This is a genomic window from Mucilaginibacter psychrotolerans (assembly GCF_004519315.1).
GTDB classification, from domain to species: Bacteria; Bacteroidota; Bacteroidia; order Sphingobacteriales; family Sphingobacteriaceae; genus Mucilaginibacter; species Mucilaginibacter psychrotolerans.
This window is the reverse complement of the sequence record NZ_SOZE01000002.1, coordinates 280,254-303,997: the sequence shown is the minus strand read 5'-3', so window position 1 is coordinate 303,997 and position 23,744 is coordinate 280,254. Positions and strand designations below refer to the sequence as shown.

Sequence of the window (23,744 nt, the reverse complement as noted above, 5' to 3'; positions counted from 1 at the left end):
GGGCCTTTGTTTTTTGGTGTGTAACAATCCTATTATTTACCCCCTTGCGCGTGTAACAATACTATGATTATTAAATATTTAATATCAATTAAGTGAACATTTGCACAATAAATGCGTGGTATAGGCAATCGCTCAAATGCACGCTAAAAAACACGTTATGAAATATATCTACATACTACTCTTTATCCTAACCGTTACCGGGCTGAATGCCAATGCCCAGAGTGGCCGCCAGATAAGCGGCACCATCATCGATTCTACCAAGCTTACCCTGCCAGGCAGCAGCGTAAGGATATCCTCTGAACTTGGCGACAGCCTTGCCAGCACCACCGATGTGAACGGCAAATTCCTGTTCAATGCCATAAAAGGCACAAAAATCACCCTTACTATTTCGTCTATCGGCTATCAGGGTATCATCAAACATTACACCTTACCAGCGGGCGATAAAGCCATCGTATTCGACCCCATCATCCTGAAATCGGAAACCCGCCAGTTAGGCGTAGTAACCATAGTGGGCGTTAACCCCGTGGTATTTAAAGAAGATACCGTACAATACAGCGTATCTGCATACAAAGTGCGCGAAAACGCACCTATTGAAGATGTGCTGAAGAAGATACCCGGCATAGATGTAGCTAAGGATGGTACCGTTACCGCACAGGGCAAGCAGGTTACCAAAGTGCGCGTAAACGGCAAGGATTTCTTTGGCGGCGACGTGTTAAGCGCTACCCGGAATTTGCCTGCAGATGTGATAGACAATGTGCAGATAGTAGATGACTACGGCGACCAGGCCAACCTTACCGGTGTAAAAACCGGCGAGCCAACAAAGGTGCTCAACTTCACCATCCGCAAGGATAAAAACTACGGCTACTTTGGCCAGGCCACCGTGGGCGATGGCTCTGATGCCTTGCCTAAAGACCCCGGCGTTACCAACGATAACCGCTATTTAGGTTTGCTTAACTTTTTCAAGTTCAAAGGCGATCAGCAGATCTCGGTATTAGGCAGCATCAACAACACCAATGTAAACACCTTTAGCTTTGGCTCGGCAACCGGTGGCGCGGCTGGCGGCGGTGGTTTTGGCGGAGGAGGAGGCGGTGGCGGCCGTGGCAATGCCTTAAGGGGCGGCAACAGCTCTACCACAAATGCTAACGGCATAACCAACGCGCATTCTATAGGCCTAAACTTTAGGGACCAGTGGGGCAAAACCCTCTCGGTATATGGAAGCTACAGCTTTAACGACAATACGGTTTTTACCAACTCAACTACCCTGCAAACCAACGCATCGGCCAATATTGTTAGCCAAAGCAATAGCCAGAGCACAGAAACCAACAACCCGGTAAATCATCGCTTCAACTTCAACCTGGAGTGGAAACCCGATACCATCAACTATTTAAAACTTACACCAACTTTCTCCTACGCGGGCAGCGATGTTACCAGCCTGGATATCGTAAACGCAAAGCGCGATGGTCAGGTAACTCAGGCTTACACTTCTAACTCTATCAGTAACTCTTCATCGCCAAATTACGGCATTACTGGTTTATATAACCACCGGTTTAGCCACAAAGGCCGCAATCTTGGTATCGGGTTCAACGCATCTACCAATAAAAACAACCAGTATGATAACCCCATCTACAACTATGTAGCCGGTTCCTTACGCAACGCGCCAGAAAACCAGGTAATTTACACCGATAGCCGCACCAACACGTATGGCGCAAATTTATCGTACCAGGAGCCGCTAGGCAAACGCTCGTTTTTAGAAGGTAACTACGCTTACAACCACACTTACACCACCAGCGACAAAGAAACCGATACTTTGTACGCGGCCAATGCTTACCGCAATTACCCGCTTTTGAGCAACAACTATAACTACACTTTTACCACTAATCGCTTTGGTTTAAACTATAGGGTAGTAGAGGCTAAGTACAACTATGTAATTGGTATTGGTGCGCAACCATCTACCCTGGAAGGCTTCAATGTAAAAACGAGCCAGTCTACCAGGATCACCAATTTCAATGTGATACCTACCGCGCGTTTCGTGTATAATTTCTCCAGGAGCCAAAACCTGAGCTTCCAGTACAACGGAACGAGCAACCAGCCAGCCTTTAACCAGTTGCAGCCCGTATTAGATTTCTCCAATGCGTCATATCCGGTGCAAGGTAACCCAAATCTAAACGCCGAGTTCAACAACAGCCTGCAGTTGCGCTATGGTAACTTCAGTTTTCAAACGGGCAATATCTTCTTCGCAAACGTAGGCTATACGCAAACCGATAATAAGATCGTGAACGTCAACATCACCTATCCGCGCAGCTTTACAGCAGCGGCACTGGCAGCCGACCCCACACTAAAGAACTTTGCAGGCGCAAACCTCATCAAGTACCAAAACGCCAGCGGATACTACCAGGTAAACGGTGGTTTGCTTTACTCCAAGCCGTGGTCTGAACGTAAGTACACCCTCATTTTTAACACCAATGTTGGCTATACCAATAATATCGGATTCGCCGGTTCGGTAGATTCTAACAACGTGGCAACGGCAATAGAAAAAAACATCGCCAAAACATTTACGCTATCGCCAGGCCTGCGTTTCAGGGTGAATATTACGGATGTGATAGATGCGGAACTGAACTCCAGCTACGCCATTAACAAAACCGATAACTCGCTGAATACCCCGTCATTTAACCAGAATACCAATATCCGCACCCTCAACCTGGGCGCAAGCGGCAAGAATTATTTCTGGAAAGATTGGACGCTGAGCTACGATTATACCAAAACACTAAACTACGGTTACGACGAGTCGCTACAAATCAGGAACCCAAATATACTGAATGCTTACGTAGAGCGCCGTTTCCTAAAAGATCACCGCGGCACCCTGCGATTTGCAGCGTATGATTTATTTAATGAGAATACCGGCTTTTCATCAGTAACCACAGGAAGTACGGTTACCCAAACCAATGTAAACAAACTTGGGCGTTACTTCCTGCTATCGTTTACGCTAAGGCTTCAAAAGTTCTCAGGCAAGGCTCCATCCGCAGATCCAGGCAGAGGCGGCTTTGGTGGTGGCCCTGGCGGCGGCGGTGGCAGGCCGGGTGGTGGTGGTTTCGGCGGTGGCCCAGGTGGCGGCGGCCCATTGTAGTTGCATACACACATAACAAAAGAAGCCATCCGTTAATAAAGGGATGGCTTCTTTTGTTTATAAACAATTAGCTTAATGGGCAACTACTACCGTGTTGATAACCCGTTCCAGTTCTTCTAAATCGAAAGGTTTGGCCAGGTAGGTTTCGGCACCAGCGTGGCCTGCAAGTAGTTGTATATCACTGTTTGCCGAAAAGTAAACCACCGGAATATGCTTCAGCGACTCCTCTTTCTTTAAGGTTTGCGTAGCTACAATACCACCGGCATCGGGTATCCAGTTATCCATCAGGATAACGTTGGGTAAAATGGCCGAAACTTTTTCTGTGATGTGATTGCAATCGGTAAAGGTATGTACATCCCAGCCCTGCTCTTCTAAAATATAGCTGCAGATAGATAGGATATCTTCATCGTCGTCGAAAATAATGATTTTCTTAGGCTGTTTATTCATCGGGGAAGCGGTTGTGTGAAGCTATGGATAACTTTCAAAAAAAACAAATAATTTAATTATAACCGAAATACCACAGAAGGCCATTAATGGAAAGGCAAAGTGGCAATTTTTGCGGGGAGTTTGTCTAGCTTTTGCGCGGGTTTTAGCTGTGGCTTTCCAGGAAATTCCAGGTTGATTTTATCGTGGCACATTCAGGGGATGGGGTGAAGACAAGTAAAAAACTGCGGCCACACTGGCACTACCGTTCTAAAGTTGAAGGCAGCAATAAGGCTTCTTTGCTGCAAGGACATTTGCAGAAGCGGCACTGCTACAGGCTAGCCTAAATGCCGATATTATTGATCAGCCCAGCGACAGCCTGAAATAGCTCCTTAATGTTTAAGCAGGTCTGCATACACCACCACCAAATAATCATACATCTTGATAACTTTTTCAACATTAGCGTCGCCCGGACAGGATAACAGGTCCTTTTTCTTTGTTCCATAAAAAACAAAAAGCGGCTGTTTTTTATCGATAAACTTCGGGATATAGTCGAAGGCGCGGGTTTGTGTCAGTTTGATATGCTTCGACCGAAAGGTGTACTGTCGTTCAATTTTACTGGTTTTGGCGCTGATTTTTATCCCCCCGGGTGTTCTTGTTAAATAAAATCGTAAATGCTGACTCACACTATCATTCATTGGGGGAAAGAAAAAAGATATGGGTTCGTCTAACAGTTTAAACATTGGCTGAAAGTCTTCAAAAAAATCGTTGCTTCCAACCAGGTTTCCATTCACATATTCCTCTATAATGATATTAAGTGCACTATTTGTTTTAGATTTAAAAGGAAACTTAAACACCTCTATGCCGCTTTTGGCAAACAGAAACTCAAGGTCTTGCTGGTCGTATTTTTCGTTATTGTTGAAACCCTGACCCAGGCAACAAACGGTCATTATCGAAAAAACAATCGTTAATATGGTCTTCATCATTTATTTGTATCCGTTTATTTACTATATATATAGTACCGAACCCTTAAGTGGTGTGTGTTTCGCTACAGCACAACCTATAAAATACAGCAGAAGCCATAGCCCTCACCATCCTCTACCCGGCCCAACCCTCCCTGTCCAAACTCCTGAAGTGTATGGCTTCGGCCAAGTGCTCCAGCAGTATTTCTTCGCTGCCGGCGAGGTCGGCAATGGTGCGGGATACTTTCAGGATGCGGTCGTACGCGCGGGCGGAGAGACCCAGTTTTTCCATGGCTTTCTTCAGTAGCGTTTGGCCGGCCTGGCTTATCTTGCAAATGTCGCGCACCATTTGGGGGCTCATTTGGGCATTGGCGTGCAGGTCGGGCTTGCTGCCGAAGCGTTCAATCTGCAGCTCGCGGGCTTTGATCACGCGTTCGCGGATGTTTTCGCTTTTCTCGGCAAGGCGGTCTGATGATAGCTCGGTAAAGTTTACCGGGGTAACTTCTACGTGCAGGTCTATCCTATCCAGCAGTGGGCCGGATATTTTGCTGAGGTATTTCTGCACGGTTCCCGGCGGACAAATGCATTCCTTCTCCGGGTGATTGTAATAGCCGCAGGGGCATGGGTTCATGCTGGCGATGAGCATAAAGCTGCTCGGATAATCAACCGTAAATTTGGCGCGCGATATGGTAACCTTGCGTTCTTCCAGCGGCTGGCGCATTACCTCCAGCGCGCTGCGCTTAAACTCGGGAAGTTCATCTAAAAACAGCACACCGTTATGCGCCAGCGAAATTTCGCCGGGCTGAGGGTTGCTGCCGCCGCCTACCAGGGCCACATCGCTTATAGTATGGTGCGGCGACCGGAAGGGCCGGGTGGTCACCAAAGCATCGGCAGTGGATAGCTTGCCCGCTACGGAGTGTATCTTGGTGGTTTCCAGCGATTCGTGCAGGCTCAGCGGCGGCAGTATGGAGGGCAGCCTGCGGGCCAGCATGGTTTTCCCCGCGCCGGGGGGACCAATCAGTATCACGTTATGCCCACCTGCGGCGGCAATTTCCAGCGCGCGCTTGATGTTTTCCTGCCCGCGCACTTCGCTAAAGTCGCTATCGTAATTGGTTAGGCTATCATAAAACTCCTCGCGGGTATTTACTACTTCGCGTTCCAGCGTGCCGGTGCCGTTGAAGAAATCGGCCACCTGTTTAATGTTCTCCACGCCATAAACTTCCAAATCATTTACTATCGCCGCCTCGCGGGCGTTTTGCTTGGGGAGGATAAAGCCTTTGTATTTTTCTTTGCGTGCCTGTACGGAAATGGGCAGCGAGCCTTTAATGGGCTGCAGGCTGCCATCGAGCGAAAGCTCGCCCATAATGAGATACTTGTCCAGTTCTTCGGCTTCAATCTGTCCCGAAGCCGCCAGCACACCTACGGCGATGGTTAGGTCGTAAGCAGAGCCTTCCTTGCGGATATCTGCCGGGGCCATATTTACCACCACCTGCTGCCTTGGCATGCGGTAGCCGCAATTCTTCAGGGCCGATTCAATACGGAAATAACTCTCTTTAATGGCCACATCGGGCAGGCCCACTACAAAGTACTTGGTGCCCGAAGCTATATTCACTTCCACGGTTATGGTAATGGCCTGTATGCCGAAAACTGCGCTGCCAAAAGTTTTAACTAACACAATAGATAAGGTTTTTTAAGGCGAAAGATAGGGAATTATTTTGAAAATGAAATGCCCGATTAAAGCAATACAATGCTGCATCCGGTGCACGCAAAATCCTATATTCCTCCTTTCCCTCAAAATCCCTATCTTTCCCCTAAAAAAATTACAGGATGCTTGAGCAGGTTAAACAGCAGCAGAACGCTTACGAAGAAATTTACGCGCCGGAGCAACGTTCGGAGTTCGATTTCCATATCACTACCGACCCGCTTACCCGCTACCTGCGCGACCGCCGGTTGCTGAAGGCCCTTGCCGTGCTGGAGCAAAGCAACCCCAATATACGCCAGTGGAGCGTACTACTTACTTGCGGCGGCGTTGGCGGCGAAGGGCTGTTCTTTAAAAAGAACGGCTTCGATAATGTTACCGTGAGCGATATATCCGAGAATTCGCTCAAGATATGTAACGAGTTCGATGCATCAATAACCACCATCATGCTCAATGGCGAAAATCTGGATGTGCCCGATGCCTCGTACGATTTGGTGGTTGTGCAGGACGGTTTGCACCACCTGCCGCGTCCGGTAACCGGCTTTACCGAGATGCTGCGCGTGGCCCGCAAGGCAGTAATCGTAATAGAACCCTACGATAGCATGATAGGCAACCTGATGGGTACCGAATGGGAAGTACAGGGCGATGCCACCAACTATGTGTACCGCTGGGACACCAACAGCTTTACCCAGGCTATCAAAAGCTACCTGCTGAAAAACTATAAGCAAATAAAAGTACTGCGCCTGTGGGATCACGGGCTTATGGTATCTAAACTCGCCGGCAAGCTGCCCAAAAGCATGCAGTTGCCCGTGGCAAAACTTATCTACGGCCTGTTTGCGCCATTCAATTGGATGGGGAATATGTTTGTGGGGGTGGTGACGAAATAGAATAAGGCATAGAATCCAGAGCCGGGGCTGTGCGATTCCCCTCTCGAGAGGGGTGCAGGGGTGTGTTGGGGGCCCACCCGTTAGGAACCAATACACGTTGCACTTTATTTTATACAGGCACAAACACATTTGCAGGTATCCCGCAGAACACACCCCTGCAGCCGCACCATTCCACCGCGCCCCCTCTCAAGAGGGGAACTAAAAAACGTAGGAAGTATTTCTTTTACTCTACCGCGTGTATGGTACGCTCCTTGCGCTTGATGAAGGGCTTCTCGATGAATACCCAGGATAGCGTAGCCATCATTACCGTGCCTGCTATGAGGTACAGCAGATTAAAATACGGCACCAGTTTCAACTCTACTATTACGGTGATAATCATGCCGTGGTAAATGTATATACCGTAGGAAATATCGTTTTTGCGCAGCAGCTTATTAGCCAGGTTGGGTAGCGTGTAAGCCATGGACAGCAGGGTAAATGCCAGGAAGATATACTGCATTACCGTGAAATACGCGGCATCTATCCTATCGAAAAAGAACATGCTAAAGGCCACATAAGGTACTATCCAATATAATGCTTTCCCATAGATAAACCTCGAACTATAAATGCGCAGCCGTTGGAAGATAACACCCAGCAAGAACAGGTAAAAATGCGGCACGAAGGTATAGCGGATAAGTTTGGTTAGCTTATCGCCAAGGTGCACCAATTCGGAAGTAAGCGTTAGTCCGATGAAAACGACGAACAGCGCAATGAACCAGGCATTGAGTTTCTGTTTTGGCGCTAATAAAAAGCAGATGGGCAGCATGATATAAAACTGCAGCTCGATGGGGATGGTCCACAAGCTGCCGTTGTACGAGCCGAAGCCGTAGTTGGCCAAAAAGTTAGGCGTATAAATAAAGCCCAGCAACTGTGCCGGCAACCAGGCAAGCGTTTGCTTGTTAAGGAAGTTTACGCCGGTTAGGGTGAAAACAATCAACGTTAAGATGATGCACCCCCACAAGCCGGGATAGATACGCAATGCCCGGTTACGGATGTAGTTTTTGATAGAATTATTACGTTCGTAGGAAGCGGATATCAAATACCCGCTGATAACGAAGAAAACAGGCACGCCGGGGAACAGGTAAAGTATCTTTAACCAGGTGTGGCTGATGGGCAATTTCAGGTGCTGGTAATAATGGTCGAATATTACTTCGGTTGCCGCAAGCAGCCTCAATAAGTCGAAATTATTCCGTTTGAATTCCTTTATTTCCATCGCCGAAATATATAGAATTTAAATGAGGAGGCTATAGTATAAATATAGATTTGCCTGCATGCTTTTCAATTAGAATCTGCTGTAAACAACATGACGCAATGTTGTAAGGAAGTGATAGAACACGAACGTTGCCGGTTGCATGGTTTCCGCAAGGAAGACGGTTACGACGATGATTTGATACGCATCATAGAAAATCGGCTGGACCTGGAGGAAGAGCGCCTGCAGGAAGAGGCAGATTAACACCGGCGGGTATTGTATTCAAGCCGATAAACTCTAAATTAGCCTTTGTAAACCTACCCATATACCCAAACGTAATGAAAAACAATTTTTGCTGCACAGTAGCTTTCATGCTATTGGTGCTAACGGTTTCTGCGCAAAAAAAGAGGGCTGTAACAGAAAAAACTGCCATAGCACCCGTTGGTATTATTAAAGGCCTGAGCGATTCGGCCTTACTGGATGTGGTACAGCGGCAAACCTTCCGCTATTTTTGGCATTACGCCCACCCCGTTAGCGGCCTGGCCCGCGAGCGCGACAATACCGTAAAGGCCGAATATTACTGGGATTACATTAACGAAGCTTACGACGAACCCAACCTTAGCAAAGGCACCTTCGGCCCCGAGGCTTGCGCCATTGGTGGTACGGGCATGGGCATAATGGCTACGGTGGTAGCCGTAAACCGGGGTTGGATCGGTCGCGATACCGCTTTAAAGCGCCTTACCAAAATTGCCGACTTCCTGATCAAAGCCGATTGCTATCATGGTATCTATCCGCATTTCATGAATGGCAGCACGGGCAAAACCATCCCGTTTGACAGGGTAGATAACGGTGCCGATATTGTAGAGACATCGTACTTAATGATGGGGCTGCTTACCGCGAAAGCCTATTTTAATGGCAACTCACTACGCGAGCGCTATTTTCAGAAACGGGTGCAGCAAATGTGGGATGCCGCCAACTGGAACTGGCACAGCAACGGCAGCGATAAATTTTTGTACTGGCATTGGAGCCCAAGCAACGGCTTTGATATGAACTTCCCAGTTTATGGGTACGATGAGGCTTTGATCACTTATATCGTAGCGGCATCATCGCCCAATCATGCCATCTCTAAAGACCTTTACGAAAATAGCTGGGTAAAAAGCGGCGGCTGGAAAAACGGCAAAACGTATTATGGCAACGTATTGCCGCTAGGTAATTTTGATAAAGGCGGCCCTTTATTTTTTGAGCAGTACACCTATATGGGCATCGATCCAAACAACCTTGCAGATGACCAGGGCATAGACTATGCTGTGCAAACAAAGAACCATACGCTTATCAATCGTGCTTACTGTATCGAAAACCCCAAACATTACAAGGGCTACGGCGCCAACTGCTGGGGATTAACCGCCGGAGATAGTTACAAAGGCTATGTTGCCCATTGCCCCGAGGTAGACCTGGGTGTAATACAACCAACAGCCGCCTTGTCCTCCTTCCCTTACACGCCGGAGTATTCTATGCAGGCGCTTAAGCATTTTTACTACGACCATGGCGATAAAATTTGGGGACCATACGGCTTTGCCGATGGCTTTAGCGAGAGCCATAACTGGTACGCAAAAACCCACCTGGCTATAGACGAGGGGCCTATAGTAGTGATGATAGAGAACTACCGCAGCGGACTGATCTGGAAACTGTTTATGAATAACCCCGATATACAAAAAGGGCTGAAAAAACTCGGGTTTAAAAGCAAGTGGATAAAGGAATAATATGTGCAATAGGAGCGCTTCACTCACGCGCAGTGACTGGCAGGATCTGAAGGAAGAAAGTCTACGATAAGGGGCGGAATGAAAATTGCATCTTGGGTTTTATTGCGCGTGGGCAGACAGCCGTTTTTTTAATCCCTTCTACCGGACACAGTGCCTAAGAATGCGCTCGCCAGAACCAACGATAAGCAAATCAGATCGGCAGAAATTAGTGTAATTAACACACCAACTCCTTTATTAAGTACAATCTACCATATTTAAATACAATAAGTTACGTAATTGAGCCTATTATTTAGCGGCTCGGTTGTTGTATTATACAAATCCCGCACAACGCGGATTTATAAAAAATCATGAAAAACTTTAACACAATCAAATTACTGGCTTTTGCCGTTACCATTAGCATTACTCTTTTTACACAAACGGCGAGTGCCCAAAAATATAAAACTGTTGCTGATACGGCTAAACTGAATAAAAAGTATGCCGAAATAACTTTAGACATAGCCAAACTAAATTATAAGCTTGCAGAGGCTAAAGGCAAAACCGTAGGGTACGATGCAAAAGCAGTATCTACAGCGCAAGACGCGGCCAATAGTGCCCTCGATAGTAAATCTACAGCCGCTACCGCTACCAATGGGGATTTAGGCGATGCTAAAACGGCCATGAAACAAGCTAAAAAAGCGAATAACCAGGCGAACGATGCCAATGACGCCATGAATGACCAAACAGACAACGTTAAAAAAATAGCGAAACTTACAAAGCAGATAGCCGAGAAGCAAAAGGAACTCGACGAATTGGACAAGCAAAGGGCCGCTATTATGGCGTTGTAAAACGCCTCTCGCACTTATAATTGTAAAGCCTTGGTCAAAAACCAGGGCTTTTGCTTTTACCGCTATTCCTGCAAAGCTCTTAAAACATCCATCGCTTTGGCAGCATCGGCGTAGCCTACAAATATATGATCGTGATAATACCCCGCTATTACGTTGCAACTTACCTCCGCTTTAGCCAGCGCTAAGGAAAAGGCCGCTGTTAAGCCTACAGCCTGCAACGATGAATGTACCGTAAGCGTTATCCATGCGGCTATGTAATCATACTTCAAGCCTAAGGCATCGGCAGTGGTTTTGCTTACTATAATGGTTACCGCTTCTGCCTCCCTAAAAAAGCAAACCACATCTTTCATGTCAATGCCATCCAATGTGGCTACCGCACAAAAAACATATTCCCCTGTATGCTGTTCGGGTGTCATGGTTTTCAGGAGGGTTTGAATATCGGTGATGCCGCTCATTTATTTCAATTCGTAAACCACTGCTTCGTAGGGTTGCAAAGTACCATTGCCCGCAGGTTTTGCATAATTACTCAATAAAATGGTTGCTTTACTAACATCCGTGCCGATATTATAAACAGCGGCCTTGCTTCTGAAATTTAACAGCATCAGTAATTTTTTGCCGTCCATTATTAAATGCTAAATATTAATTGATCAGATAAAAAAATATTTTTGCTGCCGATAAATTTCATGGGTTAAAAGCTAATCGTATATTGTTGGGCGTTTCCGCAACCAATTAAACACTAACCATACCCCTTATTATGGCATTTATTAAACCCAGGCTTAGTTTCTGGCAAATCATCAACATGAATGTTGGTTTCTTTGGCATCCAATATAGTTTTGGATTGCAGCAAAGTGCCATTAACCCTCTTTATACTTTTTTGCACGCCAATCCCGATCAACTACCGCTGCTGAACCTGGCCGGACCAATGACCGGTCTGCTCATACAGCCCATTATCGGTGCACTGAGCGATAAAACCTGGAGCCCGCGTTTCGGCCGGCGCAAACCCTTCTTTCTGATCGGTGCAATATTTTGCAGCCTGTGCCTTTTCGCATTTCCGTTCAGTAAAACATTGTGGATGGCCGCCGGTTTGCTGTGGATACTGGATGCGGCCAACAATACTGCCATGGAGCCCTACCGCGCTTTTATAGCCGATAAGCTACCCGAGAAGCAGCGCGCCATGGGTTTCCTCACCCAAAGCTTTTTCACAGGCCTGGGCATTACGCTGGCCAACCTGTCGCTTGGGTTTTTCAAGAACATCATCACGGGCGAAACGACTACCTCAGATGGGCAATCGGGCATCCCCTATTGGGTGTTCGGTTCGTTTTTCGTGGGTGCCGTTTGCTCTATCGTATCGGTGGTATGGTCGGTACTCACTACGCCGGAGATACCCCCAACCGATGAGGAACTGCGCGAGCTAAAAGCGCGCAAGCGCGGTGCATTAGAACCTATTAAAGAAATTTTTGCCGCCATAAAAGACATGCCATCGGTAATGTGGAAGCTGGCGCTGGTGTACCTGTTCCAATGGTATGCCATGTTCTGCTACTGGCAGTTCGTGGCACTCAGCATTGCCAAATCTGTTTTCCATACCACATCCACCGGCAATAAAGAGCTATTTGAACAAGCGGTAGTATTAACGGGCCAGGTAAACGGCTTCTACAATATCGTAACGTTTTGCTCGGCCTTCGGGCTGGTTTGGCTGGCGCGCAAGTTCAGCGCCAAATATGTACATATCACCTGTTTGGCCATGGCCGGCATAGCGTTATTGCTGCTTGTGCATATTACCGATAGGGCCCTTTTATTCGCACCAATGGTAGGCTTCGGCGTGGCCTGGGCCAGCATGATGGGTGTGCCTTACATTATGGTGGTAGGCAGCATACCCAAAGAACGTTATGGCGTGTACATGGGCATTATTAATATGATGATTGTTGTACCCATGATATTGCAAACCCTTAGCTTTGGTTATATTTACAAGCACCTACTTGGCGATGACCCTGCAAACGCTATCAGCTTTGCCGGCGTGTTATTATTGCTGGCTGCACTAGCCACAACCCGCATCAAAAAAGATGTAGCAAACGACACCGACGAAGTAGCGATACCCGTGGGCGGCGGTCATTAATGTTTTACGTATAAAAATCTCAATCGTGTATAATCCGCATTTACATCAGCTCATCAACGCATCGGCACAAAAAAGCAAGCTCGACATAGGGGGCGCAGATAACGCTTTTTACGTGCGCCTGCTCACCAGCGCCGAAACTATGAACCAGCTTTACAGCGAGCTATACAGCAAACATCCGGCTGGCGAACCCTTATTTGAGGCCATGATAGATGCGGTGATCAACGCCCATATTTCGCGCTCAGCCGAGCTTAAAAGGAAAGACGATGAAAAGGCAGCCCTGGGCAATTGGTACCTGAGTAATGATATCACCGGCATGAGCCTGTATGTAGACCGCTTTTGCGGTACACTTAAAAACCTGGGCAACAAGCTGGACCACTTTGAAAAACTCGGCGTAAACTTCTTGCACCTGCTACCTATATTCCAGAGCCCTGCAGGCGAAAGCGACGGTGGCTACGCCGTATCTGATTTCCGCAAGGTGGATAAACGTTTTGGCAGCACCAAAGACCTTGAAGGCTTGCAGCAGAAAATGATAGCCGCCGATATGTACCTGATGCTGGATATTGTGCTGAACCATACCTCGCACCGGCACGAGTGGGCCGAAAAAGCCAAACAAGGCGATGCCAAATACCAGGATTATTTTTACATGTACGATGCAGATAGCCCCATCCCGACGGCTTTTGAGCAGCATATGCCCGAAATATTCCCCGAGAGTTCACCCGGAAATTTCACCTTTGTACCCGAGTGCAATAAATGGGTGATGACTGTTTTCCACAGCTACCAGTGGGATTTGAACTATACCAACCCTGCGGTATTTGTTGATATGTTGGATAATGTATTATACTACGCCAATTTGGGCGTAGATATTTTACGGATAGATGCCCCGATATTCCTCTGGAAACAAATTGGCACCATTTGTCAAAACCTGCCCGAAACGCACACCATTTTACGCCTGATAAAACAATGCGTACTGACCGCTACACCCGGAATGGCTTTATTGGCCGAAGCTATAGCTGCGCCACGCGATATTATGAAGTATTTTGGCAGCGGCCTGTTCAAAGGCAAGGAATGCGATTTTGCCTACAACGCTACCCAAATGGCGCTGCAATGGGATATGCTGGCAACCGGTAATACACGGGTGATGCTGGGCGCCCAGCACGATATTGCGCAGAAACCTTACGGTGCTACCTGGATAACCTACACCCGATGCCATGATGATATCGGGCTGGCGTATGACGATAGCATTATCAGCGCCGCCGGTTTTGAACCACGTGAACACCGTAAGTTTTTGTGGGAGTATTACTCGGGCAAATACCCCGGCAGCCCGGCCACCGGCGAATTATTCTCCGTTAACCATAAAACCGGCGATGCCAGGATAAGCGGCTCGCTGGCTTCGATGTGCGGGCTGGAGAAGGCGTTGAACGAAAAGGATAAACCAGGCATAGAAACCGCTATCGACAAGATACTGCTGATGCAGGCCCACAGTTTCTTTTTAGGTGGCGTGCCGATGCTGTTTTATGGCGACGAACTGGGTTACACCAACGATTACTCGTATTTAGACGACCCCGGCAAAAGCTATGATAACCGCTGGATGCACCGCCCCGTTATCGATTGGAAAAAGAACAAACTGATTGATAAAGCAGGCACCCTCGAACAAAGAATATTCGCGGCAACGCAAAAGCTTATCAGCATTCGCCGGAAACTGCCGGTTGTGGCTGATTATTCAAACCTCAGGTGGCTCACACCCTATAACTTTCATGTAGCAGGTTACCTGCGCCAACACGGGGATAAGCAATTGTTCTGCATATTCAACTTCGGTGCGGATGCGGCCTTCTTAACGTGGTATGCCTTTAAAGAGCATAACAACACCCTTGTTACCCTATACGACCATTGGACCGAACAGGAATTTACCGTTGGCAGTAACGAGGATTATCTGATTATAAAACCTTACGGCTTTCATTTGCTCGAGGTGGTTTAAGAATATATTACCCCGCCGTCATCCTGAATTTATTTCAGGAACCCACGGGACGGGTGGGGGGCGTGCAGATCGGCTCAGCAAAGTGGCTACTTTTATGATGGGGTGTTGAAACAAGTTCTCCGAAGGAGTCCTACGGACAACATGACGTTTGTGTAGCTGGCTTCGTTTACCTGTTTATCAACACCGCTCCATAATCGGCCAAACTTTTTACGGTAAAGCCAACAGCTCCGTTTTGGTAAGTGAATTTTATGGGCTGATGCGTGGCCAGCGATACCACTTCCCTCGGTTTAAAATCGCAGCGGATTTTGAAAGTTATGCCATATACGGGCAGCGGTTCAAAGTAGGTTGCCCCGCTAAAGCCTGTGAGGTTGATAAGGTGCAATATCAAGCCGTCGTTTTTATTGCCATTGGCCTGTGCATCATTCTTGCCATATCGCTGTAAGATAAGCTCTACCTTTTCGGGCGCGTTGGTGACAATATCCTGCGTGGCTTGTGGATAAATATACTCCAGTACATCCAAAAATATATGCTTGTGTTCCTGGTAGCCGTTTTGGTAATACATCCGACCGATGTTGAAAGGCAGTACTACGGCCATGCCCTTACCTGTCCGCTTGGTGGCCATGGCGTATTGGCCGGTTGGCGTATGTCCGCCAATAATTTCGGGCGGGCCGGGGCGGCCCTTGCTTAGGATAGGCAGATAATGGCTATCGGCCCCAGCGAAATCGTATTGTGCCAGGTTGAATTTAAGCATAATCATCCGCTGCAATTTCAGGCGTTTGAAAATTGAGGCATTATCGGGCTGTAGGTAATTGCCACTGCCATCGTATTCTTTGGTAAGCACCTTTGCCCCGAAAATATCAAGGAGGGCCTGCGGGTTATCGCTCAGCGCGGTGTTGGTGGCAATGAGGCTGGTGCCGCCGGCCAGCGCATCCTTTAATGCCTGTATCGCAGCTGAGGTTAACCCCGTTGTTTCGGGCAGAATAATCGTCCCATATCTTTTTAGGATATCCGCCTGATTTTCTATCTGCTCGCTTAAGATGATATCGAAGGGGATGTGGGCCTCCTTCAGCATCAGTTGTATACCCCGGTATTCCTGCATGGGCGGTCCACCCGGCCATAGTCCGGGCGAAATGAGCGCCACTTTTGCAGTGGATGCGTAGTTGCCAAAGTATGCCTCGTGTTTTTTATGGAAAGCGTATATCTTGCTGATAACGCCATAATTGCGTTCATCCTCATAGCCGCGCATATCGCCCATCATGCTCAGGTCAAGACCCGAGCCGTTGGCGATGTTCTCATACAGGCGTATGGCCACTTCGGCAGGTTCCACGGCATTATAGCGCGACTGGAACCCGATCTGCTGGATGCTGGCATTGCTGATGATATGCGTTGGGAAAGAGTGCGTGGCGTTGTTTACATTATCGGATGCGGTATAGGGCCAGTAAGGCAAGCCGCTGTTTGCCTGCGATTCGTGGCGGATGATATCCACGTAATTATCGGTATAAGTGCAGATGGCTACCTGCTTGTTTTTGGCTTTCACCAAATCGTATAAACGTTTAGACCAATCATCGCCGGTGTATTTCTTAAACTCCAGGTACTTGATATATGCCGGGTCGGTTGGGTTTTCTTCTGTAGGAAGGGTTAGTCCGTGGCTGTATTCAAAGAAGCGCTTTTTGTCGGCTTCGTTTTGGTCGATGCCCAGGTATTTACCTTCGTAGGCGTTGTTTACCTGGTAGCCCGGCATGTTCAGAAAAATGCCGTCGATGGGGTACATGTCCATCACTTCGCCAATAATTTCAAAGGCTCCTTGCTGCACGTAAGGCGCATTGATGGAAACCGCATACATATTGGTGTTGATGATCCGCTCGCCTTTTGGCGAAATGTAGCACCAATCAGGATGGACCTTGTAGATGCTTTCGTGCACCCGACTAAAATCGAACCGAACGATAACCTTGATACCGTTCTGGTGGCATTTGCTGATGACATCGCGAAGCGTATTGGGCTTCATATAAGGGTTGGTGTATTGCAGCTTGAGCTTTGTAGGATAAAAAGCCATAATACCGCCCGCATTGATAATAAGCGTATTGGCCGAAAAGTGAATAAGATCGGCTACCAATGAATCAGGGTTAAGGGTGGCCGCCTCATAACCGGGCAGGTTTGTTTGGATTACGCGGAGGTTGTTCCGTTTCCACCAAAACTTTTCATTAACCGCTGCCGATTTTTTTTGAGCACTTACCGGCAGGCAATATAAAAGGCATAATAGGATATAGGCTAATTTCTTCATGAGATAGTTTAACTATTGCTTACCCATCCATTGGCGCAACCGGAAAGCATTTGGGTAAAATCGCTGCGTGTGGGGGCATCCAGGTAAGGGTACTTTATTTTACTCAGATACAATCCTTGTGGATAGGCCGGTTTTATCAATTGCGGTAATTGCGGGTTAATGAGGTGCGCCTCAAACTCGTCAACGCTTAATTTTCCGGTGCCTATCTCTATCAGTTTGCCGGTGATGATGCGCACCATCCGCCCTAAAAAGCGGTTTGCCGAGATACGAAAGCGCAGTTTATCGCCCGTGCTATCGGTATAAATCTTTGCTTCGCTGATATTGCAGATGGTATGCTCGTTCCTGCCCGGCATTTTGCAAAAAGCATGATAATCGGTATAATTAAGCAATAAACCAGCGGCGCGCTGCATGCTGGCAATGTCCCAATTCGCCACCAAATACATCGAACTGAAATTGCTGAGGAAAGGGTCTTTGTAGGTATGGATAAAGTAATCGTAACTGCGCTCAATGGCATCAAAACGTGCATGGGGCAAGCCTTCCATCGGTAGGATATCAAAAACCGAAATATCATCCGGCAGGATATTATTCATCCGGAAAAGCAAGTCGAAATCCCAGGCAGCCTCCACATCTAAATGGAAAAAGAACTGGCTGGCGTGCACTTGTGCATCAGTGCGGCCGCAGCCGGTGATGTACGTGGGCTTTTTAAAAACCTGGCTAAGGCAATCCTCCAAAACCTGCTGTACGCTCATGCCATCCGGGTGTTTTTGCCAGCCGTGGTAATGGGTGCCGAGGTAACCGATATGAAAAAAGTAGCGCAAAGGGTGATGTATAGCTGGCTAAAATAAACATTTGCCCGTGTTAATGTCGGTTTTACATTTTGCATACAAAGCATATTGCCGATTTTTGTACTATTGCCGGCACCCAAAAGCAGCCGTATAAAATGCAGCACGTATTAGATAATCCCGCCTGGAATGCCCTTTTATCAGGCAATAGTAACCTGGCGATGGGTACAGATAAGGTGAAATATTTTGACCCCGAGGTATCACCCTTCGTGGGCTTTAGGGAAAATACGGCCGAAAATTTCCAGCAACTATATGAGGTGGCGCAAGTTGGCAGGCCCTTCGGGTTTATTTCCCCGGTGGAAGCGGAAATCCCGGCGCCCTGGCAGCAAATAGTATATATAGAATGCCTGCAGATGGTACATGATGGGCGGGATACGGGGCTTTCATCGGTTTCGCTTACGCCATTAACCGAAAAGCATATACCCCGGATGCTGTCCTTAACCAAGCTCACCAACCCTGGCCCTTTTGCCGAGCGGACCATAGAATTTGGGCATTACCATGGCGTAATGGACGGTGATAAGCTGGTGGCGATGGCCGGGCAGCGCATGCATGTATTCAATTATGCCGAAGTAAGTGCCGTTTGCACCCATCCCGATTATTTGGGGCGCGGCTATGCTAAACAGGTATTGCAATTTCAGACACAGCGCATCCTCGCGGCGGGCGATACACCTTTTTTACATGTACGCAGCGATAACCACCGCGCCATCCACGTGTACCAAAGCCTTGGTTTTGCCACGCGCAAAACCATACACTTTTATATTATTAAAAAATAAGGGTAAGGCTACCTCGCGCGGCTTCTGCCGCTTTCAATGTAGCCTTTTATTTCTTCCACATCGTGTTTGCTAAAACCGTGTGCCTCTACCTTATTGCCGCTGTGATAAAAGCGTATAGTCGAGAAACCGATCATGGGCGTATCAATCTCAACAGCAGAGATGCTTTCGTAAGCAATGGTGGTGGTATCACCGCTGAACAGGCCGGGTATCTTAACCGTAACGCCGTTTTCTTCCATGTAAATTTCGGCTGGGAAAATCTTATTGCCTTCTGAGAGGCGCGATGCGATGTATTTCATAGTTGTTGTGGCAGGTATTTTTAATACATCTCATTGAACGCACACATGGCCTTATTGTTACAGCTGATTGCGCTAAAAAATCGGGGTTGCTTTTATTTCCCAGGAACTTATATTTGTGATAACGCTTTATCCATTAACTGCTTCCTAATCTTAACAATATAGCCATGCAAAACCTCAACAGTGTTTCGCCTTTTTTTATCGTGGCCGATTTAAAAGCCTCGCTGGGTTTTTATGAAAAGATGCTGGGTTTTGCCATTTGGCACATAGCCCCGGCAGACGAACCGTTTTTTACTATGGTGGGCCGCGACGGTATTTCTATCATGTTAAAGGGAGATGGTATGCCCAGGCCTAATTCAACACAATACGATTGGGCCCGTTGGGATGCTTACATTAACACAGCAAACCCGGATGCATTATACCAAGAGTATAAAACCGCCGACGTTCCTTTCCGGCAACACCTGATGGATGATGACGATGGATTACGCGGATTTGAGGTAGTAGACATTAACGGCTATGTGCTTTTTTTCGGCAGGCCCGAGCATAGCTAATCTGCCAGATCTATCCACACGGGGCAATGGTCGCTGGTTTTTTCCCATCCACGTACGTGAAGGTCAACCGCGGCAGTCTTTAGCCTTCCCTCCACCTGCGGACTAAGCAAAAAGTGGTCTATCCTTAAACCGGCATTACGGCCATAGGCGTTGCGGAAATAATCGAAAAAGGTATAGATAACCTCCGTTGGGTACAGCTTTCGGATGGCATCTGTCCAGCCTTGCTCCACCAGCGTTTTAAAAGCAAGCCGCGTTTCCGGCCTGAACAAGGCATCCTCTACCCATCGCTCGGGCTTATACGCATCCAACTCGGTAGGCATCACATTATAATCGCCGGTTAGCACCACGGGCAGGCCCGATGCCAGCAGCTCGGCAGCGTGTATCTTCAACCGCTCGAACCAGGCAAGCTTATAATCAAATTTAGGGCCGGGTGCCGGGTTGCCATTGGGCAGGTACAGGCAGGCGATCACCACGTCATTTACCAATGCTTCTATGTATCGGCTCTGGCTGTCGTCCTCATCGCCGGGCAGTCCTTTTCGGCGTTCCTGTATGTCCATACCACGTGCCAATATGGCTACACCGTTCCAGCTTTTCTGGCCATGCCATATGGCATTGTATCCGGCATCGTTAATCGCCTGCAGCGGAAAATTCTCCTGCGGAGCCTTCAGTTCCTGCAGGCAGGCCACATCGGGCTGTTCCTCGTTCAACCAGCGCAGTAGTACAGGTAAGCGGCCATTTACGCCGTTAACATTATAGGTGGCTATTTTCATATAGGCAAGGGTATGGCATTAGTTATGGCAAAGCTATCGAATGAGATCAACACATAAAAGTTACAGAGCGTAGCCGTATTAATTATTACCGTTTTATTTTTTTATTCGCATATTAGGGCGGCTGCTTCTCCCTTAACTACTATGGGCAAAAACTATCTGATACCCGCTTGCATTTCGCTGCTTTTTATCTCGCTTTGTGCCAAGGGGCAAACACCCACTACTGCACTAGCCCAGTTAAAGAATGCCAGGATGAAACCCGGTTACGCAACAGATACCAATAGTGTAGTGCTATTGAATACCTTGGCCGAAAAGTATTTCTACCAAAACCCCGATAGTGCCCTGTTGCTGGCCAAAGAGGCCCTTCAATTATCCAAAAACCAACATTTTGATAAAGGCACGGCAAGCGCGCAGAATAACATAGCACGGTCCTATTATATCTTAGGCTCGTATTTCCCCTCGCTCAGCGCATCAGACGAGGCCATGGCTATCAGCCAGAAAATAGGTTTCAAGAAAGGCATTGGCGCATCGTACAACAACAAGGGCCTTATTTACCTGGCACAGGATAGGATGCACGATGCCATACCCGAGTTCGAAAAATCATTGACCTACGCCGAAATGCTGAAAGACAGCACGCGCATCGCCGGCAATAACTTCAATATCGGTTTGTGTTACGATGAGATAAAGCAGTTTGATAAGGCTTTCATACACCTTAAAAAAGGCAAGGCTATTGCCGAAAAGATAAAAGACTGGCACACCATCCAGATGATTTTAAACCGGATGGGCGAAACGTATTACCACTCCAGCAACTATCCACTGGCCCTGAAGCATTATACGCTGGCACTCAACTACAAGCCCTATCAGGACAACTGGGAAAAGAGCTTCGCCTACTCGGGCCTCGGGCAAACCTATTATGCCATGGACCGATACCGGGAGGCCGTGACCAATACCGAAAAAGGCCTGGCACTTTCGCTAAGCCTTAAGGCCGGGTGGGACATACAACGCGCCTACAATATATTGGCCAAGAGCTATGCTGCTACAGGCGATTATAAAAATGCATATACCAGCGAAGCAAACTCCAAGCGTTACGCCGATAGTTTGTTTACCGAAGCGAAAGAAATAGAGATAAACTACCGGCACCTGCAGGAAAAGAAAGCCGAAAACCTAAAACTGTTAAAAGAAAATCAGATCAACAAGCAATCTATTGACCTTAACCGCCTGCTTATTGCGCTGGTGTCGTTATTTGCATTATCGATGGTAATCATTTTGTTTGTTATTGTGCGCAGCATCAAGCATAAATCGGCATTGAACAAAGAATTAATGGCCAGCAATGCGGCGATTGCATTGCAAAAAGAAGAAATATCCAGTCAGCGAGAGGCCTTGGTGGCTATTAATCAAACCAAAGACCAGGTGTTCTCGGTAATAGGCCACGATTTACGCAGTCCTTTCGCATCGATATTGCAGGCATTGGAGCTTATCCGTTACGGCGACCTGGATGAAGATGAGCAGCATACTGTTTTCGAAGATTTTTACAAACAAGTAACCTTGGTTACCGGTATGATCAATAACCTGCTTGTATGGGCCAACAGCCAGCAAATGGGCGGAAAGCTTAGCCTGGAAGAAATTGATTTGGTTGCCATGGTAAATGAAGTATTATCCGTGTTTGGCTTTTTTTCCAAAAACAAGAGCCAGCAGGTTCTACATACTGTAACCGCCCCTATCCGGATACAGGCCGACCCGGGCCATGTGCGTATCATCCTGCAAAATGTGGTGGGTAACGCCATAAAATTTACGCCGCAGAATGGCATCATTGAGGTTTTCTATACCGAAGCGCCGGGGATGCACGCGGTGCATATTAAAGACAACGGCGTGGGCATGTCGGCAGAGAAACTGGATAAGCTTTTTAAGGTAACCGGCAAGGCCATATCTGAACAAGGCACCGATAAAGAAGCAGGCACCGGCCTCGGGCTGATGCTGATAAAGCAATTTACCGAAGAAAACGGCGGCCGCATGGAGGTGAATAGCCAGCCAAGCATGGGCTCTGAATTTATTATCTACTTTAAAGCTTGCCAGGCATGAAATGCAAAAGCCTTTGCCGCGTAGGGCAAAGGCTTTGCTATATATAGAGTTGATGTATGCTGAAATGTTGCTTAGGCGGCCAGCAATTGTTTAACGAACGACAGGTTCTTCTTACGCTGCTGTTCTGCTTTGTATTTAGCCAAATCGGCATCTATAATTCTTTTCAATTCAATATCGAATGCTTTTAACAGGATGGTGGTTTGTACTGAAGTTTTCATATCGGTAATGTTTTAAGTTACTCAATTAGTATAATAACGATGCCAAATTTACGCGAAGTCTATCCTCCGTTTAAAATAGCGTAAAACCCTTTAAAATGCTTTTTTAGCGTATAGTAAACTATACAATTTTAGGGCAGTGCGATAAAAAAGCAATACAAAATACGCAGCATTCGCGGCTGGAATTATCGCATACGCCCTGTAGCGTTTTTCTGCTACTGCGCGTATTTATACATAACTAAACACCTCATGAAAAACCAATTCACCCTTTTATTGATAGCGCTATTGTTCTCGGCCTGCATAAAAGAAGCGGGCACAAAAACGCCTTTAATAACCGTAGACCCAATACCGCCAAAAATAATTTCGAGCGATACGCTTAACAGCGGCGGCCAGTGGGGTTTAACGGTCGGCCAGTCGGCCTCGGCCCTTTATTCCAGAATACAGGAGATAAAGATCGAGAGGCATATTGGGAATCTCAGTATAGTTGGCAATGTTTTTACTAGCCTGGAGACGCTGAAGGATAAGCTGCCTTTGTACACCAGTATCTATTTAGACGAAACGCTTGGAACGGGTACGGGCATCCAAATTTATTTTGAAGATGATAAGGTGAAATCGGTATGGACAAATGACGGCGTTGGGTTAAAAAGATGGCCTTTAATAAACGGTGCGAGTGCTTCTGTTACCGTTGGCGATCCGATTGGCGGGGTTTATCAAAAACTCGTCAATATAAAGAAACAAGCGGCCTATGTGAACAAGTTTGAACGCATCTCTATTTTTAATAAAGATATCAATAAGGTTTACGATCCATCGATGAGCGCTTCGCGGCAGTGGTATTTTGTTTCTGTTATAGATGACCAACGGTACAACATGGTGAGCCTGAACTTCAGCGCAGGGAATTTGGTGTCTATCTATTCCACTATATACGAATATAAGTAAGATGGGAGCGCAGTT

At 47.3% G+C, this 23,744-nt stretch carries 22 protein-coding genes; 11 read left to right on the top strand and 11 right to left on the bottom strand.

Going from position 1 to position 23,744, the window contains the following annotated elements; all coding sequences use genetic code 11:
* Positions 1–157 precede the first annotated feature (157 nt).
* Positions 158–3,124, top strand: coding sequence for an outer membrane beta-barrel protein (locus E2R66_RS03445; protein ID WP_158288328.1), 2,967 nt, complete (start codon positions 158–160; stop codon positions 3,122–3,124).
* A 72-nt stretch (positions 3,125–3,196) separates the two neighbouring features.
* Here the strand turns inward: E2R66_RS03445 and E2R66_RS03440 are convergent, their stop codons facing one another.
* The 3 genes from E2R66_RS03440 to E2R66_RS03430 form a co-directional block, all read right to left on the bottom strand.
* Complete coding sequence (locus E2R66_RS03440) at positions 3,197–3,571, bottom strand: response regulator (RefSeq protein WP_133226343.1); 375 nt, start codon at positions 3,569–3,571, stop codon at positions 3,197–3,199.
* 368 nt (positions 3,572–3,939) lie between these two features.
* Positions 3,940–4,533, bottom strand: coding sequence for a hypothetical protein (locus E2R66_RS03435; RefSeq protein ID WP_133226345.1), 594 nt, complete (start codon positions 4,531–4,533; stop codon positions 3,940–3,942).
* 112 nt (positions 4,534–4,645) lie between these two features.
* Positions 4,646–6,184: a YifB family Mg chelatase-like AAA ATPase gene (locus tag E2R66_RS03430; protein ID WP_133226347.1), complete on the bottom strand. Its 1,539-nt coding sequence runs from the start codon at positions 6,182–6,184 to the stop codon at positions 4,646–4,648.
* A 152-nt stretch (positions 6,185–6,336) separates the two neighbouring features.
* Between E2R66_RS03430 and E2R66_RS03425 the strand changes: the two genes are divergently transcribed.
* Positions 6,337–7,095, top strand: a complete 759-nt coding sequence (locus E2R66_RS03425) for a class I SAM-dependent methyltransferase (protein ID WP_133226349.1) — start codon at positions 6,337–6,339, stop codon at positions 7,093–7,095.
* Between the two features lie 223 nt (positions 7,096–7,318).
* Here the strand turns inward: E2R66_RS03425 and E2R66_RS03420 are convergent, their stop codons facing one another.
* Positions 7,319–8,344, bottom strand: coding sequence for an acyltransferase family protein (locus tag E2R66_RS03420; protein ID WP_133226351.1), 1,026 nt, complete (start codon positions 8,342–8,344; stop codon positions 7,319–7,321).
* Positions 8,345–8,434: 90 nt separating this feature from the next.
* Here E2R66_RS03420 and E2R66_RS28255 point away from each other — a divergent pair, with 90 nt between their 5' ends.
* The 3 genes from E2R66_RS28255 (at position 8,435) to E2R66_RS03410 (ending at position 10,904) form a co-directional block, all read left to right on the top strand.
* On the top strand, positions 8,435–8,584 hold the full coding sequence (locus E2R66_RS28255; RefSeq protein WP_158288327.1) for a hypothetical protein: 150 nt from the start codon (positions 8,435–8,437) through the stop codon (positions 8,582–8,584).
* Between the two features lie 74 nt (positions 8,585–8,658).
* The gene (locus E2R66_RS03415; RefSeq protein WP_133226353.1) at positions 8,659–10,080 is read left to right on the top strand and encodes a glucoamylase family protein; all 1,422 of its coding nucleotides are present in this window, start codon (positions 8,659–8,661) and stop codon (positions 10,078–10,080) included.
* Between the two features lie 347 nt (positions 10,081–10,427).
* Complete coding sequence (locus E2R66_RS03410; protein ID WP_133226355.1) at positions 10,428–10,904, top strand: hypothetical protein; 477 nt, start codon at positions 10,428–10,430, stop codon at positions 10,902–10,904.
* Between the two features lie 62 nt (positions 10,905–10,966).
* Here E2R66_RS03410 and E2R66_RS03405 read toward each other — a convergent pair whose 3' ends face one another.
* Both E2R66_RS03405 and E2R66_RS28250 read right to left on the bottom strand, forming a co-directional pair.
* Positions 10,967–11,359 carry an ACT domain-containing protein gene (locus E2R66_RS03405; protein WP_133226357.1) on the bottom strand — a complete coding sequence of 131 codons (393 nt, stop codon included), beginning with the start codon at positions 11,357–11,359 and terminating at the stop codon, positions 10,967–10,969.
* Entirely contained in the window at positions 11,360–11,527 is a 168-nt protein-coding gene (locus E2R66_RS28250; protein ID WP_158288326.1) for a hypothetical protein, read from the bottom strand.
* Between the two features lie 131 nt (positions 11,528–11,658).
* On the opposite strand from E2R66_RS28250, the gene E2R66_RS03400 reads away from it, so the two are divergent.
* Together E2R66_RS03400 and E2R66_RS03395 are read left to right on the top strand one after the other, a co-directional pair.
* Positions 11,659–13,017 (top strand): MFS transporter, encoded by a 1,359-nt coding sequence (locus E2R66_RS03400; RefSeq protein WP_133226359.1) that lies wholly within the window; start codon positions 11,659–11,661, stop codon positions 13,015–13,017.
* 25 nt (positions 13,018–13,042) lie between these two features.
* A complete protein-coding gene (locus tag E2R66_RS03395) occupies positions 13,043–14,992 on the top strand; it encodes an amylosucrase (protein WP_133226361.1) in 1,950 nt (649 codons plus the stop codon).
* Positions 14,993–15,158: 166 nt separating this feature from the next.
* Here the strand turns inward: E2R66_RS03395 and E2R66_RS03390 are convergent, their stop codons facing one another.
* Both E2R66_RS03390 and E2R66_RS03385 read right to left on the bottom strand, forming a co-directional pair.
* Entirely contained in the window at positions 15,159–17,273 is a 2,115-nt protein-coding gene (locus E2R66_RS03390; protein ID WP_133226363.1) for an alpha-amylase family protein, read from the bottom strand.
* Positions 17,274–17,281: 8 nt separating this feature from the next.
* A complete protein-coding gene (locus E2R66_RS03385; protein WP_133226365.1) occupies positions 17,282–18,091 on the bottom strand; it encodes a tRNA pseudouridine synthase A in 810 nt (269 codons plus the stop codon).
* Positions 18,092–18,150: 59 nt separating this feature from the next.
* On the opposite strand from E2R66_RS03385, the gene E2R66_RS03380 reads away from it, so the two are divergent.
* Positions 18,151–18,888, top strand: coding sequence for a GNAT family N-acetyltransferase (locus E2R66_RS03380; protein WP_133226367.1), 738 nt, complete (start codon positions 18,151–18,153; stop codon positions 18,886–18,888).
* Between the two features lie 8 nt (positions 18,889–18,896).
* Here the strand turns inward: E2R66_RS03380 and E2R66_RS03375 are convergent, their stop codons facing one another.
* Positions 18,897–19,184 (bottom strand): PH domain-containing protein, encoded by a 288-nt coding sequence (locus E2R66_RS03375; protein ID WP_133226369.1) that lies wholly within the window; start codon positions 19,182–19,184, stop codon positions 18,897–18,899.
* A gap of 164 nt (positions 19,185–19,348) precedes the next feature.
* Here E2R66_RS03375 and E2R66_RS03370 point away from each other — a divergent pair, with 164 nt between their 5' ends.
* Positions 19,349–19,732, top strand: coding sequence for a VOC family protein (locus tag E2R66_RS03370; protein WP_133226371.1), 384 nt, complete (start codon positions 19,349–19,351; stop codon positions 19,730–19,732).
* Here the strand turns inward: E2R66_RS03370 and xth are convergent.
* Entirely contained in the window at positions 19,729–20,502 is a 774-nt protein-coding gene (gene xth, locus E2R66_RS03365) for an exodeoxyribonuclease III (RefSeq protein WP_133226373.1), read from the bottom strand. The two genes, E2R66_RS03370 and xth, sit on opposite strands and share 4 nt — an antisense overlap.
* Positions 20,503–20,643: 141 nt before the next feature.
* Between xth and E2R66_RS03360 the strand changes: the two genes are divergently transcribed.
* Complete coding sequence (locus E2R66_RS03360; protein ID WP_133226375.1) at positions 20,644–22,578, top strand: tetratricopeptide repeat-containing sensor histidine kinase; 1,935 nt, start codon at positions 20,644–20,646, stop codon at positions 22,576–22,578.
* 71 nt (positions 22,579–22,649) lie between these two features.
* Here the strand turns inward: E2R66_RS03360 and E2R66_RS28245 are convergent, their stop codons facing one another.
* Complete coding sequence (locus E2R66_RS28245) at positions 22,650–22,796, bottom strand: hypothetical protein (RefSeq protein ID WP_158288325.1); 147 nt, start codon at positions 22,794–22,796, stop codon at positions 22,650–22,652.
* A gap of 246 nt (positions 22,797–23,042) precedes the next feature.
* Between E2R66_RS28245 and E2R66_RS03355 the strand changes: the two genes are divergently transcribed.
* Entirely contained in the window at positions 23,043–23,729 is a 687-nt protein-coding gene (locus E2R66_RS03355) for a hypothetical protein (protein ID WP_133226377.1), read from the top strand.
* Positions 23,730–23,744: the final 15 nt, after the last annotated feature.